Source organism: Rhodococcus sp. YH3-3 (assembly GCF_001653035.1).
Lineage (GTDB): Bacteria > Actinomycetota > Actinomycetes > Mycobacteriales > Mycobacteriaceae > Rhodococcus_F > Rhodococcus_F qingshengii.
Genome location: NZ_BCWH01000002.1, coordinates 306,534 through 325,013 on the forward strand (window position 1 = coordinate 306,534; position 18,480 = coordinate 325,013).

Consider the following 18,480-nt stretch of genomic DNA (forward strand, 5'->3'; position numbering starts at 1 on the left):
GGAGAACAGATCCGGGTGTACGGTTTTCAGGTGCGCCGGAGAACAGCGATCAGTGTCGTCACGCTCGTGGTTTGCGCCCTCGGCTTTTCGCCGCCGGCGCTCGCGGATTCACCGAACGGCTCGTATTCGTCACAGCTGCTGTACTTCTCGGTCGATGTCGGGCCTGAACTCTCGACGCCGTGCACCGTCGTCGGTGAACTCTTTGTTCCCGATGGTGTCGACTCTGACAACCCAGCTCCCGCGATCCTGACCACCAACGGGTTCGGCGGTTCGTACAAGGACCAGATTCCTGCCCTGCAGAACTTCGCCGAGAACGGGTATGTCGGACTGACGTATTCGGGATTGGGTTTCGGCGGCACGAGTTGCAAGATCACACTCGACTCTCCCGCATACGACGGTGTCGCCGCTTCCCAGTTGGTCAGCTTCCTCGGCGGCCAAGAAGGGATTGCCTTCACGGATCAGGCTCTGACGCAGCCCTATCCGGCGCTCACCACGGTGGTTCAGGACTCCGTCGATCACACCGGTGCACCGTCGACGAACGACCCGCGAGTCGGAATGACGGGTGGCTCTTACGGCGGCGGCATTCAATTCGCCGCCGCGAGTGTCGATCCCCGCATCGACACCATCATCCCCATGATCACCTGGAACGATCTCTCGTATTCTCTGGCGCCCAACAGCACGGGAATCATCTCCGGTGTGTCGACTGCGGAGCCGGGAGCAGCGAAGGTGCTCTTTGCATCGCTGCTCTTCGGCGCGGGCATCGCGAATCCCGGTGTGGACGGTTACATCGCAGATCCCGCACGGCTACCCGGCTGCCCGAACTACGTCCCTTACATGTGCAACGCGATCGCCGAGGCAGTGGTGACCGGCGACATCGGACCGCAAGTAGTGAGTGAGCTACGAGCGTCATCGGTCTCGTCGTTCGTCGACCGGATCAATATCCCGGTACTGCTTGCTCAGGGGCAACAGGACACCCTGTTCGATCTGAACGAGGCAACCGCGACTTACGACGCGCTGAAGGATCGTGGCGTCGATGCCAAGATGATCTGGCATTCGTGGGGGGCACAGCCACTTGGCCGCTGCGCCGGGCGAGTTCAGCTTCTCCGCACCCGACGAGGATACCCAGTACGAGACCGGTCGCTTCATGGACTGGTTCGATCACTACCTCAAGGACGAGAACACCGAGACCGGCCCGGAATTCGCGTATTTCCGCAACTGGATCGACTACGAGGGAAACGCGGCACCGGCCTACGCGACGTCCGACACCGTCGATGTCGGGACCGCTCGCGCCTTCCATCTGTCCGCTGACGGGGGACTGCTACCGGACGGCACGCCGGTGATACCGGGTTCGAAGACGATCGTCACCGCACCGGCTGGGCTGCCGACGGGCGTAGAGCCACTCAATATCAATCCGGCCGGAAACATTCCGAATGCACAGATTCCGGGAACCGAGGCGCTCTGGACCACTGCGCCGATGACCGAGGCTATGGACGTGGTGGGAGCCCCCACTGTGACGCTGCGTGTTGCGGCGCCCGGACAGCCGGTGGTGTTCGCGAAACTCTACGACGTGGCTCCGGACGGAACTTCCTCGCTGATCAATGGACTCATCGCGCCCATACGCATCAGTGATCCGTCGCAGCCGGTGCCGGTGACGATGCCGGCGATAGTGCACCGATTCGAGCCAGGGCATTCCGTGCGTCTCGCGATCACCGGTGGCGACATCAGTTTCCGTGGGGGACTGCAAGGTATGCCGGTGACGATCTTTGCCGACGGTTCCGGCCCCCTCGAACTTCCCGTCGTGGGCTGATACACCGTGGGCTGAATTTCAGCGGGTGATGGTTCGACTGTCGCCGCGGAACTCGGCCACGACGGCGTCGCCATTGCGAACGGTCACGTCGTAGATCCCACTTCGGCCGCCTCGAGCCTTCTCGGTGGCGACCGCGGTCAAGGTGTCGCCCAGACGGGTCGGACGCAGAAATCTGATGTCCGCGCGCACTGCAACGGCTGAATCCTCGTAGCCGTTGCAGGCGAGCGCAAACGCGGTGTCCGCGAGCAGGAAAACATAACCGCCGTGTGTGATTCCGTGACCGTTCACCATGGTTTCGCCCACGGTGACGGTCACGGTTGCGCTACCGGGCGCCAGCTCGGAAATCTCGATACCGAGTGCCTGCGATGCCTGGTCCGCGTCGAACATCTCTCTGGCGGTGATGCTTCCTGTACTCACGAGACAACTCCTGTGTGATCGGGAAATTGCAGGGGTCTAGAGGACCGAGACAACTTCCTGGACATACATGTCGACCGTGCCGGTGGCAAAGTTTGCGACATCTTTTCCAGCGGCGCCCATCTCCGGGGACTTCAGGCCGCTCTGCATCGTCTCGAGATCGGGAAACACGAGGTTGGCGACGGCATAGAAGACTGGATCGGAGCCGTCCAGCGTCGAGCACTTGCTGAACGTGAAGTCCGAGAGCCCTGGCACTGCGCTGGCGAGCGGGACGTGGATCTCGTTGTAGTACTTGTCGAAAGCCTCCGGATCGGTGGGGCGTCCGTAACACACTGCTACTCGATAGGTCATGTGCTTTCAATTCCCTTCGGGGCGAGTCTTGGCTACCAGAGTCAGGACGTCGTATGTCGCGACCGGATCGTTGTCCTGGTTCGTCACCACGGCGTCCCAACGAACCTCACCGTAGTCTGCGCTGCTGCGAGGTGTGATGGTCTTGGCTGTGAGGGTGACCGTCAGGCTGTCTTCGGCTTTGACCGGAGTCAGGAACCTGAGGCTGTCCACGCCGAAGTTCGCGAGAACCGGGCCGGGAGCCGGGTCGACGAACAGGCCCGCAGCGAGTGAGACAACAAGATAGCCGTGCGCGACGATGCCGCCGAAGAGTGGATTCGCCGCAGCGGCCACCGGATCGGTGTGAGCGTAGAAGGTGTCACCGGTGAACTCTGCAAAATGATCGATGTCTGCGAGTGTGACCTGGCGCGGACCGCCGACAACAGTGTCACCGATCTTCAACTCGGCGAGACTCTTTCGGAATGGATGTTCGGATCCGGTCGTGCGCTGCGATCCGGTGAACCAGCGCTCGCCGACTGCGGTGAGGGCGTCGGGTGTGCCCTGTACGGCGGTCCGCTGCATGTGGTGCAGAACTCCGCGGATGCCACCCAGCTCCTCACCGCCGCCGGCACGGCCGGGACCGCCGTGTACGAGGACTGGAAGGGGAGAGCCGTGGCCGGTGGATTCCTTGGCGTCGTCGCGGTTCAGCACGAGCACTCTGCCGTGAAAAGCTGCGAGACCCAGCACCAGTCGACGTGCGATGTCGGTGTCGGCAGTGACCACCGAGGCGACGAGGCTTCCCTCGCCACGGGCCGCGAGTTCGATCGCATGATCGATGCCGTCGTATCCGATGACGGTGCTGACGGGTCCGAAGGCCTCCAGTTCGTGTACCTCGTGCGCATTCTCTTCCGCCCGGAGAAGGACTGGGGAAAGGAAGGCTCCTGACTGGCCGTCGGCACCGACCACGTCGACGTTGTCCGGGTCTCCGAATACGATAGTTGCCGACTTCGTCAGACCGCGAATGGATTTCAAGACCTCGTCACGCTGTTCGATGCTGGCGAGAGCTCCCATAGTGACGCCATCAGCATCGGGGTGTCCCACGACCACTTTGTTCAGTCGCTCGGATGCGGCATCGACAACGGCGTCGACCAGCGAGAGCGGGACCAGGGCGCGCCGGATCGCCGTGCACTTCTGGCCCGCCTTGACCGTCATCTCGGTGACGAGTTGTTTGACGTACAAATCGAATTCGGGCGTTCCTGGTACGGCGTCCTCGCCGAGGATCGACGCGTTGAGTGAATCGGCTTCGGCATTGAAATGGACGCCCTTGCCGACGACGTTCGGGTGAGCACGCAGCGTTGCCGCGGTGTCGGCGGATCCGGTGAATGCCACTGAGTCCTGCCCGCCGAGGTGATCGAGGAGGCCGCGTGCACTACCGGAGAGCAGTTGGACGGAACCCTCTGGGAGCAAGCCTGACTCGATGATGCGCCGGAAGACGAGTTCGGTGAGATATGCCGTGGAACTGGCAGGTTTGACGATGGACGGCACCCCCGCGATGAATGCCGGTGCCAGCTTCTCCAGGAACCCCCACACCGGGAAATTGAAGGCGTTGATCTGCACGGCGACGCCGCGACGTGATGTATAGATGTGTTGCCCGAGGAAGGTTCCGCCCTTGCCGAGAGGCTCGACGTTTCCGTCCAGAAAGACTGTGCTGTCGGGCAATTCGCGCCGAGCCTTGCTCGCGTAGCTCAGCAGGGTCCCGAATCCGCCGTCGATGTCCACCCCGGAATCTCGCGTCGTCGCACCGGTGGCAGTGGAGAGTGTGTAGAACTCGGCTTTTCCTGCCATCAACGTGAGGGCGAGAGCCTTGAGCGCGCCGGCACGTTCGTGGAAGGTCATCGCGGACAGTGCAGGCCCGCCGACCTCGCGTGCGTACGTAACCATCTCGGCGAGGTCGATGCCGGTTGCGGAGATCCGGGCCACCTCCGATCCGTCCACTGCGCTCGGCAACGGGGTACCTGCGTCCGGTGCGGCGTACCACTGACCGGCCACATAGCTTTCCAACAGTCTGCTCACGACAACTCCATCTCACCGTACGTTCGGTCGGTAATTACGATCGCCCGGTAACGCCGCGTTGTCAAGGATTCGGCAGAACTGCCTGGAGTCAGGCCTTGCGAAGTCCGTCGAAAGTGACGGCGACGACCGCGTCGGCGATGTCGGAGACGGACTCACCCGCTCGGGGTTTGTACCACTCGATCAGTGAGTTGACGGTGCCGAACATCAGCTTGCTGGCGAGGGCTGGTTCGATGTCCGGGCGCAAGTCTCCCTCCGCTGCGGCGGACGCGACGAGACCTCCGACGAAGTTGTCGAATTCGCGTCGACGAGCTAGCGCGGCGCGCTCGACCGTCGTGTTGCCGCGGACGCGCAGGAGCAGGGTGACGTATGGAAGCTCTGCGACCAGCACCTCTACGCTGCGCCGGACCAGGTATTCGAGCCGGTCGATGTACGGACCGGTGGTGGCGCCCTCTTCGGTCGTGACCGCAAACAGGGCGTTGAGTGCACGCGAAAGGGCGAGTTCGAGAAGTTCTGACTTTCCGGACACATGGTGGTAGATCGAGGACTTCGTGATGCCGAGTTTCTTGGCGAGCACCTCCATGCTGGCGCCGTCGTAGCCCTTGTCGTTGAACACCTTCACGGCCACGGCCAGGAGCGAATCGAGGTCGTAGCCGGGACGTCCGGGGAGGCCGGTGCGTCGAGTGGGGCGTGCCGTAGTCATGTCCCCATCTTCTCAGTTCGGGCAAAGCTGCGCACCATCCTCGTTCTCACCCTTGCCAAACGACCGAATGTTCGGTTACTAATGGAGAAGAGCGAGAAGGAGCGAATGTGAACACCCTGCACGTGGACGAGCGCGAGGATCGCGTCGTGGTCACCCTCGACAGGCCCGCGCAACGCAATGCGATCAACGCGGAAATGATCGACGAACTGCATCAGGTTTGTGGACGCCTCGAACGGGATCCGAAGCTGCTCCTGCTTGCGGGGCGCGGCGACCACTTCGCAGGCGGCGCTGACATCGCGGAGCTCCGAGAGCGCGGACGAGAGGAAGCGTTCGCGGGTATCAACCGCACGCTGTTCGACCGATTCGGAAAGCTCCCGCTTCCCACCGTGGCCGCCGTGAGCGGCTACGCGCTCGGCGGTGGGGCAGAGTTGACCTACGCCTGCGACATTCGCATCGCGACAACGACGGCGGTCTTCGGGAATCCGGAGCCCAATCTCGGCATAATGGCAGCCGCCGGCGCCAGCTATCGATTGCCGAAGCTCGTCGGCGTCTCGATCGCGAAGCAGGTGCTCCTCGGTGCCAGGAACCTCGACGCCGAGTTGGCGCTACGAGCGGGCCTGGTTGTCGAGGTAACCGAACCGAACTGCCACGTCGACGCAGCGCATCGGCTGCTCGACCGCATTTCCCGACTGTCCCCGCTGGCACTGCGATTGACCAAGATCATCGTCGATGCGCCGGGATCGCATCCGTTTGCCGACGACATCGCCCAGGCCGTCCTGTTCGAGAGTTCGGACAAGCGCGATCGCATGACGGCCTTCCTGGAGAAGAAATCATGACTGAAGCAGTTGCACCGAAGACCGTCGGAGTCATCGGCGGTGGACGCATGGGTGCGGGTATCGCCCAGGTGTTCGCCAGTCTCGGCGGGGCGGTCACCATCGCGGAGAGTGGCGACACCGCGGCCGCGTTGCAGCGTGTTTCCGCCGGCCTCGACAGAGCTCACGAGCGAGGGAAACTCGACGACCAGGACCCCGCGACGGTGCTGGCGCGCGTGAGCACCGTGGACGCAGTGACCTCGTTGCCACCGTCGCTCGACCTGATCGTCGAGGCGGTCCCGGAAATTGCGGCCCTCAAGGTCGAGGTGCTCGCCGCTGCGGAAACCGTTGCCGGAGAAAGCACCGTGATCGCCAGCAACACCAGTTCCATGTCGATCGCCGAACTCGGCGCAGCGCTGACGGATCCGGGCCGGTTCATCGGTATGCACTTCTTCAATCCAGTCCCGGCGTCGCTGTTGGTCGAGATCGTCCGGGCGCCTCAGACCCGCCCCGAGGTTGTCGACTCGGTACGAGCATGGGTGTCGATGCTCGGCAAAGCCGAGGTGCTCGTCAACGACTCACCTGGTTTTGCAACCAGCCGGCTTGGTGTCGGTCTCGGGCTCGAAGCCATCCGCATGCTCGAAGAGGGTGTGGCGGACGCGGAATCGATCGACCGAGCAATGGAATTGGGGTATCGGCATCCGATGGGCCCGCTGCGTTCGACAGATCTGGTCGGGTTGGATGTGCGCCTGGCGATCGCCGAACACCTCGCGAGCACGCTCGGTGATCGATTTGCACCTCCAGCACTGCTGCGAGAGAAGGTGGCTCGCGGCGAGTTGGGGCGCAAGACGGGACAGGGTTTTCACACATGGAGCTGAACCGAACTTCCTGCGAAAGGAACATCGATGACTGACGTGATTCGCTTGGAGATCGAGCGAGGTTTGGCGACAATCACTCTCGACCGACCCAAGGCCGCCAATGCCGTCAACGGCGAAATGAAGTCTCAGATGCTCGAAGCGTTGCTGCAGGTCCACGCGGACGCAGAGGTTCGAGCGGTGTTGATTCTCGCCGAAGGCAAGAACTTCTGCGTCGGTCAGGATCTGGGCGAGCACGCCGCAGCGTTGGATGCTGATCCGGCGCACGCGATGGATACCGTCGAGGCGCACTACAACCCCATCGTCACGGCGCTGTCGACGCTCTCTGTCCCGGTGGTGGTGGGTATCGGCGGAGCCTGCGTCGGGGCCGGGTTGGGAATCGCGTTGGCCGGAGACATCCGTGTCGTGGGGGCTCGCGCGAGCTTTGCGACGGCATTCACCGGCATCGGTCTGGCCAGTGACTCCGGGCTCAGTCATGCGCTCGTGCACGCGCTCGGACCTAGCCGCGCCAGTGGCCTGATGTTGCTCGGCGACAAGTTCGACGCGCAGAGTGCGCTGGAGTGGGGCTTGGTTCATCGCGTGGTGGCCGACGAGGACGTCGCCGCTGAGGCTCGGGTACTCGCGCGTCGGCTTGCCGACGGACCCACCGCGGCCTTCGCCCACGTGAAATCGCTGATCCGTGCCGTTGCTCCTGGGCTTTCCCAGACGCTGGCGGCCGAGGCGAACGCACAGGTGGAGCTGGGTTCCACGGCAGATCATCGAGGCGCAGTCACGGCTTTCCTGTCGAAGCAGAAGCCGGTTTTCGAGGGCCGCTGATTTCTGGTGCGGCGAAAGATTCTCTTGTGTGCTGGGACACCTCGGTGCATACTAGTTACCAACCGATCATTCGGTAATAAAAGGTAGGTACGATGACCAACGTGGAAGCTCCACAAGATCTGCAGAACCTGTTCGACGAGACGATCGCGGCAGACCAGCGCATCGAGCCTCGCGACTGGATGCCGGACGGCTACCGCAAGACTCTGATCCGTCAGGTTGCCCAGCATGCGCACTCCGAAATCATCGGAATGCAGCCCGAGGGAAACTGGCTCACCCGTGCGCCTTCGTTGCGACGCAAGGCGATCTTGATGGCGAAGGTCCAGGACGAAGCCGGGCACGGTCTGTATCTCTACTCCGCGGCCGAGACGCTCGGTGCCGATCGTGGCGATCTGACCACCAAACTGATCGAGGGAAAGCAGAAGTACTCCTCGATCTTCAACTATCCGACGCTGACATACGCCGACGTGGGTGTGATCGGCTGGCTGGTCGACGGAGCTGCTATCTGCAATCAGGTTCCGCTGTGCCGCAGCTCCTTCGGGCCGTATGCGCGCGCGATGATCCGTGTGTGCAAGGAGGAATCGTTCCATCAGCGGCAAGGCTTCGAGCTGTTGGCGACGATGATGCGCGGCACGGAAGCTCAACGGGCAATGGTGCAGGAAGCCGTCGACCGATGGTGGTGGCCCGCTCTGATGATGTTCGGACCGCCGGACGACGAATCGCCGAACACCGAGCAGTCGATGAAGTGGCGCATCAAGCGGCACACGAACGACGAACTGCGGCAACGATTCGTGGACATGTCGATACCGCAGGCCGAGATACTCGGTGTGACCTTCCCTGATCCCGACCTGCGCTGGAACCCCGAGCGTGGCGCACACGATTTCGGCGAGCCGGACTGGAGCGAATTCATGGACGTGGTCCGCGGCAACGGAGCGGCGAGCGTCGAGCGGATCACCAATCGGAAAGCCGCACACGACAACGGGGCCTGGGTTCGCGAGGCCGCGTACGCCTTTGCACAGCGCGAGAGACTCGCGCACGATCGCACGACTGGGGAAACATCATGAGCGAGAACGATCAGGTACAGCGCGATCAGGTGCGGGGCGAATGGCCTTTGTACGAGGTATTTCTGAGGGGAAAGCGCGGACTGAACCACGTGCATGTCGGATCCCTGCGCGCGGCAGACGATCAGATGGCCCTACGCCACGCGCGCGACGTCTACACCAGACGTAACGAAGGCGTGAGCATCTGGGTCGTGCCGTCAGCGAACATCGTGGCTTCGAGTCCGGCAGAAAAGGATCCGTTCTTCGCGCCGAGCGGCGACAAGGTCTACCGGCACCCGACTTTCTACGACATCCCGGACTCCGTTCCGCACATGTGAGAATCACTTCGACTTCGAGGACCAACAGATGAACGATCACGACAGTGCCTACGACGGCCTGGTCGACGGCGACGGCCACGGTCAGTGGGCGTTCGGAACCAGCTTCGACGACCCCCTCGCCGGAGTCGACACCACGGTGCCGGATGACGTCGATCTCGGTGCGCTGGCGCGCTACTGCCTCATGCTCGGCGACGACGCGCTCGTCAGTTCGCAGCGCCTCGCCGAATGGTCGACGCGGGCACCGGAACTCGAAGAAGAGGTAGCTCTCGCGAATGTCGGTCTGGATCTGATCGGACAGGCCAGGCTGCTGCTGGCTCGCGCGGCAGCAGCCGATTCCACTGTCGTTCCGTTCATCTCGGACACGTCGCCGGTGCCGGCTGAAGATGCGCTTGCCTTCTTTCGTGATCAGTTCGGTTTCCGCAACGTGAGACTGGTGGAGCTCGCCAACGGCGACTTCGCGCACACGGTCGTTCGGCTACTCGTGTTCTCGACCTGGCGGCTGGCGCTGTTCGATCGGCTCCGCACATCGCGGGACCCGGTCCTCGCGGCCGTGGCGAACAAAGGCGTCAAAGAACTGACCTACCACCGCGACTACGCGGCAAGATGGGTCGTCACGTTGGGCGCCGGCACGGCAGAATCCAAGCGTCGGACTGCCGCGGCCCTGCTCGAGATCTTCCCGTTCGTGGACGAACTCTTTGTTCCCACCCAGGACGAACTCGTTTTGGCAGAAGTTGGCGTCGGAGTGGATCCGCGTACTGTTCGGCCGGAGTTCGACGCTGTTCTTGCCCAGGTCCTCCATGCAGCCGAAATGGAAGAGCCCCCTTCGCGTTTCTCCGGTTTCGTCGGCGGCCGCGGCGGGCGTGCCGGACTGCACACCGGGGCACTGGGGCTACTTCTCGCCGAAATGCAGAGCGTCGCTCGGGAGCATCCGGAAGGGGTGTGGTGACCGTGACTGCCGCTACCGTCTCTTCCGCTACTGTCTCTTCGGCGCAGGAGATCGTCGCCTCGGTGATGGATCCGGAGATGCCACTGTTGACCTTGGCCGATCTCGGCGTCATCCGATCGGTCGACGTCGAAGCGAACTTGGTCTATGTGACAATCACTCCCACCTATTCCGGGTGTCCGGCGATGGCGACGATGCGAGACGACATCGAGCACAAGCTGACCGACGCGGGGTACGGCAGCGTCCAGATCAAGACTCAACTGTCGCCGCCTTGGAGTTCGGATTGGATCAGCGAAGAGGGGCTCGCGAAACTTCGGACGGCCGGGTACTCGGTGCCGGGGGCCGCGCCGCGTCGCACCTCCGGCCCGATCGCCTTGACCTTGACGGCCAAGCCGCGCGACATCCTGTGCCCCCAGTGCGGTTCGGCAAACACCAGACTGAGTTCGGAATTCGGTGCGACCCTGTGCAAAGCGCTCTATCGCTGCCTCGACTGCCTCGAGCCGTTCGATCACGTGAAGGAGATCTGAACAGATGAGTACCGCAACGACGAACCGGAACAAACCATTTCACCCGTTGACGGTCGCCGGTGTCGAATCACTGTGCGACGACGCAGTTGCCGTCACCTTCGACGTGCCTGCCGATATTGCCGATCAATTCGACTTCGGCGCCGGGCAGTCACTGACACTGCGGCGGATGATCGACGGCGTCGAACACCGTCGCTCCTACTCGATCTGTGCACCGGTAGGGGCGTCTCCACGGGTGGGGGTTCGCGAGGTGGCAGACGGACTCTTCTCCTCCTGGTTGGTGCGAGACGTCAAGGCCGGGGATCGAATCGACGCCCAGGGCCCATCTGGCAATTTTGTCGCCGATCCGGCATTGGGTGGACGGCATGTTCTGATCGCGGCGGGCTCCGGAATCACGCCCATGTTGTCCATCGCTGCAACACTGCTGGTGAACCCCGAGGCCGATGTCACCCTGCTGTACGGGAACAGGCGCACCCGTTCGGTCATGTTCGCCGAAGAGATCGCCGACCTAAAGGACCGGTACGGTGCGCGCCTGGACGTTATTCATGTCCTCTCTCGCGAGCCGCGCGAGGTCGAGTTGTTCTCGGGCCGTCTCGACGCCGACCGGTTGCGTGAGATCTTCACCTCTCTCGTTCCGTGCGACCAGGTCGACGGCTTCTGGTTGTGTGGTCCGTTCGGGATGGTCAACGACGCCCAGGAAGTACTGGCCGGCTTGGGAATTGCCAAGGATCGCATCCATCACGAGCTGTTCTACGTCGACGACGTCGCTCCGCCGGTTGCAGTGCATCGTGAGCCCGGAATTGTGGGACCAGGCAGCGAGGTCACCATCACGCTCGACGGTCGATCGACCACCGCGACACTTCCGCGAGACCAGTCGATTCTCGATGCAGCGGAACAGTACCGATCGGATCTGCCCTTCGCGTGCAAGGGCGGGGTCTGTGGAACGTGTCGCGCCAAGGTCACCTGCGGTGACGTCGAGATGCGCAGGAACTACGCACTCGAAGACTACGAAGTCGACGCGGGTTTTGTACTGACCTGCCAGACCTTCCCTGTCGGTGAACAGATAACAGTCGATTTCGACGCCTGACCGCCCGCACAGCGCCCTCACTGAGCCCACCGGAGACAATCATGACCGAACTCGTCACTGCTACTTCGCAAGAAATCGAATTTGCCAGTCGGGACCGCATTTCGACGCTCCAACTCGAGCGGATGCAATGGTCCCTGATGCACGCGTACACCAATGTTCCGCACTACCGCAAAGCTTTCGACGACGCCGGCGTCCACCCGAGCGACTTGAAGGATCTGAGCGATCTCGCGAAGTTTCCCTTCACCACCAAAGCGGATCTACGTGAGAACTATCCGTTCAAGATGTTTGCGGTGCCCCAGGACCGGGTCTCGCGAATTCACGCGTCTTCGGGGACCACCGGTCGCCCGACGGTGGTGGGGTACACGAGCAACGACCTGAACAACTGGGCCGATCTCATCGCGCGCAGTCTCTCGGCCGGCGGCGTGCGGTCTTCGGACAAGGTTCACGTGGCTTACGGGTACGGTCTGTTCACCGGTGGGTTGGGAGCACACTACGGTGCGGAGCGCTTGGGCTGCACGGTCATTCCCATGTCCGGTGGCATGACCGAGCGGCAGATTCAACTGATCGAGGACTTCGAGCCCGACGCCATCATGGTGACTCCGTCGTACATGTTGACCATCGTGGATGCGATGATCAAGAAAGGCATCGATCCCGCGAAGACCTCACTGAGGGTGGGAGTTTTCGGAGCGGAGCCGTGGACCGAACAGATGCGTACCGAGCTGGAACAGCAACTCGACATGCATGCGGTCGACATCTACGGACTCTCCGAGATCATGGGCCCGGGTGTGGCAATGGAATGTGTGGAAACCAAAGACGGGCTGCATATCTGGGAAGACCACTTCTACCCGGAGATCATCGATCCGGTCACGGGCGAAGTGCTGCCGGACGGTGAAGAAGGTGAGCTGGTTTTCACCTCTCTCACCAAGGAAGCGCTGCCCATCATTCGCTACCGAACCAGGGACCTGACCCGACTGTTGCCGGGTACGGCGCGCTCGATGCGTCGGATGCAGAAGGTCACCGGCCGGACCGACGACATGATCATCCTGCGTGGGGTCAATCTGTTCCCCACACAGATCGAAGAGCTGATCTTGACCGTCCCCGCCCTGGCACCCCAATTCCAGTGTGTGCTGGAGCGTCCGGACCGGATGGATACTCTGACAGTGCGCGTCGAGGCTCGCCCTGACGCGGCAATTTCCGATCATGCGGCAGCGTCTTCGGCGTTGCAGAAGCTGGTGAAGAACAAGATCGGTGTCACGGTCGAGGTGAGCGTTCTCGAACCCGGCGGACTCGAACGCTCGATCGGCAAAGCGCGTCGTCTGATCGACCAACGTCCGAAGGACTGAAACTACTCCAGGGCCATGCGGGTGGCGAAGATTCCGAGAATGCCACCAGCTAGCCATTTCTGAGCCCGCATCCACACCGGACGCGCCATGAGGAAGGTCGACACGGCTGCCGCACAGCACACGATCAACGCGTTGACGGTGACTGCGACCAGGATCTGCACGCCGCCGAGTACGAGTGCCTGTTGCCAGACCGGACCCGCAGTGGGATCGACGAACTGGGGGATCAGGGCCGCGTACATCAGCGCAATCTTGGGATTGAGCAGATTGGTGGTCAACCCCATCCCGAACAGACGGCCGCTACCGTGGCGGTCGACCTCGCCCACCTCGAAGGCGGACTTCCCACCTGGTCGGAGTGTCGACCAGGCGAGATAGGCCAGGTACAGGGCACCACCGATTTTCACCGCGGTGAACACCGTTGGTACGGCGAAGAGAACCGCCGTCAGCCCTGCACACGTGGCGGTGAGGTAGACCAGGAAACCGGTTGCGACTCCGCCGAGCGAGATCAAACCCGCCCGGCGGCCCTGGCTGATGCTGCGGGACACCAGATAGATCATGTTGGGGCCCGGTGTCAGAACCATCGCCAGGGCGATCAGCGCGACTCCCGTCATCGACGCTGACGTGATCATGTCGGTCTCCCACTACTCGATGCGTATGTTTCGTCGAGTACACAAGGGTTTGCAGTCGCGCGCCAAGGTCCAGTTCGCAGGCAGTGGTCCGCTCAGGTGTTGGCCCAGCTGTCGGGCCCGAAGACCTCGTAGTGGATATTCTGTGCCGGGACGTCCCTTTCGAGCAACGATGCGCGCATCGCCAACATGAACGGCATCGGCCCGCAAAGGAAAGCTTGGGTATCGGGCTCCACTGCAATACCTTGCAAATCCGCCCGTCCTTCGTGAACCGATCCGAACGCAACGTGCGTGCCGAGATCCTCGTACCAACGGTGCAGGGTTGCGGCGGGAATCTGGTCGACGAGTGTGCTGAGTTCTGCGCGGTGCGCGTGATCCGCAATGGATCGATCCGCATGGATGACAGATACCGAACGGTCAGCGCCGGTGTCCACGAGATGATTGAGCATCCCGATCATCGGTGTGCAACCGATTCCGGCCGACGCGAGCAGGAGCGGTGAGTTGTCGTCCGGCATGGTGAGATCGCCGAAAGGTGTGGTGACGGAGAGTTCTTGACCTTCGAATACGTTGTTGTAGAGGAAGTTCGACACTTCGCCATCGGGAGTTCCGGAGATTCGCTTGACGCTGATCCGCCAGTCTGCGCTGCTCGGTATCGAACACAGGCTGTATTGGCGGATCTGGCGGGCGCCGTCGGGCAGTGTAACCCCGACCGAAAGGTACTGTCCGGGAGCGAAGGTGGGGAGTGCGCTACCGTCGAGCGACGTGAGTGTCAGTGAGACGGTGTCGGCGGACTGAAGAACTCGTTCACTGATCCTGACTGTGCGCCAGACGTCACCGGCGTCCACGCCGGCGAGTTGGTAGAGGCCACGCTCCATCGTGATGAGGGTTTCCGCCATCAGCCAGTAGACCTCGTCCCAGGCTGCTGCGACGTCGGGAGTGACTGCATCGCCGAGTATTTCGACGATCGCGGCAAAGAGGTGTTCGTGCACGATTGCGTACTGGTCGGGCGTGATTCCCAGCGACGCATGCTTGTGGGCGATACGTGAAAGTATGAGATCGACCTTGGCGCTGTCCGGCTCGAGCTGAAGCGTCGCGAATGCCGCGATGGCGCCGGCGAGAGCCTTCTGCTGTTCGCCCTGCTTCTGATTGCCGCGATTGAACAAATCGCGTTCGAGTTCAGGATGCGCGTCGAACATCCTGCGGTAGAACAGGGTTGTGATATCGCCGATGGCAGCGCCGACCACGGGAAGGGTGGCGCGAATGACCTCGGTTGACTGTGGGGAAAGCATGAGCTGCTCCGTTCGGTCGAAATTCGATTGATCAGCCTGCTTCGTCGCTCCGGGTGGTGAGGCGTAGCAGGACAGTTTTGGACGGCTGCCGGATGACGTCTTCGATCGTGACCGCGTCGAGTGAAACGAAGAACGCTTCCTGTGCTTCGCGCAAAGCGCTCCGAAGGAGGCAACCTCCGCGCAGTGGGCACGGTTTGTCGCCTTCGCAGTCGACGACTTCACCCGGGCCTTCGAGGCGTCTGGCCAGCCAGCCGATGGTGGCGGTGCGGCCGAGTTCGGTGATGGAAAGCCCACCGCCGCGGCCGCGCCTGGTTGTCACGATGCCGAGCTCACCGAGCCGTGTAACCACCTTGGTGGCATGGGAATACGACACGTTGAGCTGCTGCGCAACATCCCGAGTGCTGGGGGAGGCATCCGCGTCGAGTACGGCCAACCGCATGACGACGCGCAATCCCAGATCGGTGAACTGCGTCAGTTGCATGATCTGAACCTACATAATTCGCATCTGAGATGACTATTTATGTGAGGGGGATCTCGAGGTGCCCCAACCAGGGCGAACGGTACGTTCGGCACCTCCAGTGCGCTGAACGTGCCGTTCGCTCAGAGACGGGCGGCCGAACCCCCGGCAACGACGCCGAGAAAGTGTGGTGCTCGCCAACCTCGCGCCGCAAAGTCGCGGCTCACCGACGCGATGACCTCCGCTCCGCTTCCTTCCGGAACCAGCGCGATGGCTGAGCCTCCGAATCCGCCGCCGGTCATCCGCGCACCGATCGCGCCGCCGCGTCGTGCTGCGGCAACGGCGACGTCGAGTTCATCGCACGAGACCTCGAAGTCGTTGCGCAACGAGGCGTGCGAGTTGTCGAACAGTTCGCCGACGTCACTGAATCTGCTGCTGCGCAGAAGTTCTGCGGTCTTCCGCGTCCTCTCGATCTCGGTCACGACGTGCCGTGCCCGCGCCCGGAGGATCGGGTCTCGCACTGTCTCGGCCTGGTCTGCTGTAGCCTCTCGCAAGCTGCCGACGCCGAGAGCTGCTGCTGCAGCGACGCATTGAGAGCGCCGCATTCCGTACTGTCCGTCTGCGAGCGAGTGTTTGACCCGGGTGTCGATGGCGATCAGTTCGTACCCTGCACCGTGGAGTTCGAAAGGTATGGGTTCGGTGGATCCGTCCTGGCAGTCCAGCAGGAGCGCGGTCGAGGGCTGAGCAAAGAGGGCAATGGTTTGATCCATCCCTCCGGTCGGTGCGCCGACGCCGTCGTTCTCGGCCTGGATGCACACCTGTACCAGCTCATCGCGGGCGAAAGGTGAATCATGAAGTTCATTGACGGCCAACGCAACCGAACAGGTGAGGGCAGCGGAACTCGACAGTCCGGCCCCGACCGGTACCGACGAGTCGACGGCAAGATCGATTCCTCCGATCGGGAGGCCTCTGCGCGCAAGAGACCACAGAACGGCTGTGGGGTAGGCGGCCCACCCTGTGGCGATGTCGCCGAGGGGCCCGGTGTACGTCTCGGCGGATTGCCGACTGTGCACGCGGACGACCCCGTCGCTGCGCAGTGCGACGGCAACCAGTGTTCGCTGCTCGAGAGCGACCGGTAGGCACAATCCACCGTTGTAGTCCGTGTGTTCACCGATCAGGTTGACTCGACCGGGTGCCGCCCACACTCCGGTTGCCGGATAGCCGTAGGTGGCGTGAAACTGTTGGAGCACAGAATTGTTCGAGACCGTATCCACTATTTCAACTCCCGTAGGCGGGCCGCGACTGCCTCGGGAACGGTGTCGTTCACCCAGGCGCCCATGGCGGACTCGGACCCGGCGAGGTATTTGAGTTTGCCCGGTGCGCGCAAGATCGAGAACAGCTGAAGATGCAGTCGGCCCAGAGGTCGGTTGATGCGGACGGGAGCTTGGTGCCAAGCCGCGATGTACGGTACCCGGTCGACGCCCGGATAGAAGCGATCGATACGGCGTAGGAGATCTTGGTAGACGACCGCAAGCTCTTCGCGCTCTTGGTCGTTCAGCGAGGGGAGGTCCGGGACGTCTCGGTGCGGTGCCAGGTGAATCTCGATGGGCCATCGTGCGGCGGTCGGGACGTAGGCGCTCCAGTGATCGCCGTCGTAGATCAACCGGGCCTTGTCCTCGCGCTCGAACGCCAGAACATCGGCGAGTAGTGAGCGACCGGTGCGCTCGAAGTGTTTGTGCGCCTGCGTCAGCATCGATCGGGTGCGTGGCGTGACATACGGGTATGCGTAGATCTGTCCGTGTGGATGGGTGAGTGTCACCCCGATTTCTTCGCCGCGGTTCTCGAAGCAGAACACTTGTTCCACAAGCGGATCCGCCGACAACTCTTCGGTCCGAGAAATCCAGGCACCCACAATCGTGCGCATGCGTTCGAGTGGAAGCTCGGCGACGGACGCCGTGTGATCGCTCGAGAAGCACATCACTTCGCAGTGACCGGCCGCTGGGCGATCGCCCGCACCGTCTCCGGGACTGTCAATGGCTTCCTCGGGCGCCGCGGCAAAGCTCGGAAACCGATTCTCGAACACCGCGACGTCGTAGTCTCCGTCGGGTATCTCTGTGGGCGTGCGTGTTTCGTCGGTCGGGCACAATGGACATTCGGCGGCGGAGGGGAGATGTGTCCGTGTCATGCGATGCGAAGCCATGGTGATCCACTCCCCGGTGAGAACGTCGAATCTCATCCGAGACGAGTGGTCGAGAGCCGGCAATTCGCGGGAATCTCGCGCAGAGTGGGTGCGGGTACTGCCGGCATCGTCGAAGTAGAAGATCTGACGCCCGTCGGCGAGGGTGCGACGGGTCGGATCCTGCTTGGGTGTCATGCGTCGACTTCCCATTCCAGAACACCCTTGCTGACAACGGGTTTCCACACTCCGATCGTTGATCCTGTTTCCAGCGCTACGGCATGGGCGGCCAGCATTACCGAGATGGACGCCCAGATCGGACCGCCGTTGTCAGTGGCGTCCGACGCATACTCGGTCACACAATGGTGGAGTGCGCCGCTGCGGGTGTCCACGAAGTAGTGGTACTCGTCCAGTCCGGCGAAGGGAACGAACGAGGGGATGAACATGGTTGCGGCAGTGCCTGCGTCGCGTTGATCGTGTCGATCCATCTCGTCCTCGGCGTAGAGGTCTGGATTCTCGTAGATCGTCTCATCCCACGTTTCGAGCAGAGTGAGACGAACTTCTGTTGCGACGTCGATGGGGTAGAAGAATTTGTCCGGGAGCACGCTGCCGAGAAAGAGGCCGGTCCGGTCGTCGTGGGTCAGGCTGCCGTTGTGGACCCGATACAGGTCGCGAAGTTCCTGGGGCCACGTGACGCCGGTCGAGGCTTCGAATTCCTCGATAACGGCGTCACCGAGTCCTGGTTGAAACGCTGCAGCCGTCACCGGTGCGTGTGTACGGCACCACGCTTCGATTCGGCTCCATTCGTTTGCAACGCTCATGGGCTTTACGATACGTCC

The 18,480-nt window shown here is 62.5% G+C and carries 19 protein-coding genes and 1 pseudogene; 10 read left to right on the top strand and 10 right to left on the bottom strand.

Translation table 11 applies throughout. The annotated features are described in order from the left end of the window. Window positions 1–15: 15 nt before the first annotated feature. Window positions 16–1,807: pseudogene (locus YH3_RS14040) on the top strand (CocE/NonD family hydrolase). A gap of 18 nt (window positions 1,808–1,825) precedes the next feature. Here the strand turns inward: YH3_RS14040 and paaI are convergent. From paaI to YH3_RS14060, 4 genes are all read right to left on the bottom strand, one after another. Then, window positions 1,826–2,194, bottom strand: a complete 369-nt coding sequence (gene paaI / locus YH3_RS14045) for a hydroxyphenylacetyl-CoA thioesterase PaaI (protein ID WP_064444193.1) — start codon at window positions 2,192–2,194, stop codon at window positions 1,826–1,828. Between the two features lie 66 nt (window positions 2,195–2,260). Beyond that, window positions 2,261–2,572, bottom strand: coding sequence for an EthD family reductase (locus tag YH3_RS14050; RefSeq protein ID WP_003943191.1), 312 nt, complete (start codon window positions 2,570–2,572; stop codon window positions 2,261–2,263). 6 nt (window positions 2,573–2,578) lie between these two features. Next, window positions 2,579–4,621: a phenylacetic acid degradation bifunctional protein PaaZ gene (paaZ, locus tag YH3_RS14055; protein WP_064443610.1), complete on the bottom strand. Its 2,043-nt coding sequence runs from the start codon at window positions 4,619–4,621 to the stop codon at window positions 2,579–2,581. Between the two features lie 88 nt (window positions 4,622–4,709). After that, a complete protein-coding gene (locus tag YH3_RS14060) occupies window positions 4,710–5,321 on the bottom strand; it encodes a TetR/AcrR family transcriptional regulator (RefSeq protein WP_007730612.1) in 612 nt (203 codons plus the stop codon). A 107-nt stretch (window positions 5,322–5,428) separates the two neighbouring features. Here YH3_RS14060 and YH3_RS14065 point away from each other — a divergent pair, with 107 nt between their 5' ends. The 9 genes from YH3_RS14065 (at window position 5,429) to paaK (ending at window position 13,096) form a co-directional block, all read left to right on the top strand. Beyond that, the gene (locus YH3_RS14065; RefSeq protein WP_064443611.1) at window positions 5,429–6,157 is read left to right on the top strand and encodes an enoyl-CoA hydratase/isomerase family protein; all 729 of its coding nucleotides are present in this window, start codon (window positions 5,429–5,431) and stop codon (window positions 6,155–6,157) included. Beyond that, entirely contained in the window at window positions 6,154–7,011 is an 858-nt protein-coding gene (locus YH3_RS14070) for a 3-hydroxyacyl-CoA dehydrogenase family protein (RefSeq protein WP_007730617.1), read from the top strand. Before YH3_RS14065 ends, YH3_RS14070 begins: the two co-directional genes overlap by 4 nt. Before the next feature lie 27 nt (window positions 7,012–7,038). After that, window positions 7,039–7,824 carry an enoyl-CoA hydratase-related protein gene (locus YH3_RS14075; RefSeq protein ID WP_030536073.1) on the top strand — a complete coding sequence of 262 codons (786 nt, stop codon included), beginning with the start codon at window positions 7,039–7,041 and terminating at the stop codon, window positions 7,822–7,824. Between the two features lie 92 nt (window positions 7,825–7,916). Beyond that, on the top strand, window positions 7,917–8,885 hold the full coding sequence (paaA, locus tag YH3_RS14080) for a 1,2-phenylacetyl-CoA epoxidase subunit PaaA (protein WP_029256502.1): 969 nt from the start codon (window positions 7,917–7,919) through the stop codon (window positions 8,883–8,885). Beyond that, a complete protein-coding gene (gene paaB / locus YH3_RS14085; protein WP_007730622.1) occupies window positions 8,882–9,199 on the top strand; it encodes a 1,2-phenylacetyl-CoA epoxidase subunit PaaB in 318 nt (105 codons plus the stop codon). The genes paaA and paaB overlap by 4 nt, the downstream gene beginning before the upstream one ends. A 28-nt stretch (window positions 9,200–9,227) precedes the next feature. After that, window positions 9,228–10,145, top strand: coding sequence for a 1,2-phenylacetyl-CoA epoxidase subunit PaaC (paaC, locus tag YH3_RS14090; protein ID WP_029256501.1), 918 nt, complete (start codon window positions 9,228–9,230; stop codon window positions 10,143–10,145). A 65-nt stretch (window positions 10,146–10,210) separates the two neighbouring features. Further along, entirely contained in the window at window positions 10,211–10,669 is a 459-nt protein-coding gene (gene paaD, locus YH3_RS14095; RefSeq protein WP_051636608.1) for a 1,2-phenylacetyl-CoA epoxidase subunit PaaD, read from the top strand. A gap of 4 nt (window positions 10,670–10,673) precedes the next feature. Continuing rightward, on the top strand, window positions 10,674–11,753 hold the full coding sequence (gene paaE, locus YH3_RS14100) for a 1,2-phenylacetyl-CoA epoxidase subunit PaaE (protein ID WP_030536072.1): 1,080 nt from the start codon (window positions 10,674–10,676) through the stop codon (window positions 11,751–11,753). Between the two features lie 41 nt (window positions 11,754–11,794). After that, on the top strand, window positions 11,795–13,096 hold the full coding sequence (gene paaK / locus YH3_RS14105) for a phenylacetate--CoA ligase PaaK (protein ID WP_030536071.1): 1,302 nt from the start codon (window positions 11,795–11,797) through the stop codon (window positions 13,094–13,096). 2 nt (window positions 13,097–13,098) lie between these two features. On the opposite strand, the gene YH3_RS14110 is transcribed toward paaK, so the two are convergent. From YH3_RS14110 to YH3_RS14135, 6 genes are all read right to left on the bottom strand, one after another. After that, window positions 13,099–13,722, bottom strand: a complete 624-nt coding sequence (locus YH3_RS14110; RefSeq protein WP_007730629.1) for a LysE family translocator — start codon at window positions 13,720–13,722, stop codon at window positions 13,099–13,101. 92 nt (window positions 13,723–13,814) lie between these two features. Further along, window positions 13,815–15,008: a globin domain-containing protein gene (locus tag YH3_RS14115; protein WP_003942968.1), complete on the bottom strand. Its 1,194-nt coding sequence runs from the start codon at window positions 15,006–15,008 to the stop codon at window positions 13,815–13,817. 31 nt (window positions 15,009–15,039) lie between these two features. Continuing rightward, window positions 15,040–15,489, bottom strand: coding sequence for an Rrf2 family transcriptional regulator (locus tag YH3_RS14120; protein WP_003943059.1), 450 nt, complete (start codon window positions 15,487–15,489; stop codon window positions 15,040–15,042). 119 nt (window positions 15,490–15,608) lie between these two features. Further along, window positions 15,609–16,739 carry a galactokinase gene (gene galK, locus YH3_RS14125; RefSeq protein ID WP_064443612.1) on the bottom strand — a complete coding sequence of 377 codons (1,131 nt, stop codon included), beginning with the start codon at window positions 16,737–16,739 and terminating at the stop codon, window positions 15,609–15,611. Beyond that, window positions 16,739–17,839, bottom strand: coding sequence for a galactose-1-phosphate uridylyltransferase (gene galT, locus YH3_RS14130; protein WP_054827207.1), 1,101 nt, complete (start codon window positions 17,837–17,839; stop codon window positions 16,739–16,741). Before galT ends, galK begins: the two co-directional genes overlap by 1 nt. After that, entirely contained in the window at window positions 17,836–18,462 is a 627-nt protein-coding gene (locus YH3_RS14135; RefSeq protein ID WP_042446400.1) for an SMI1/KNR4 family protein, read from the bottom strand. The genes galT and YH3_RS14135 overlap by 4 nt, the downstream gene beginning before the upstream one ends. Window positions 18,463–18,480 lie beyond the last annotated feature (18 nt).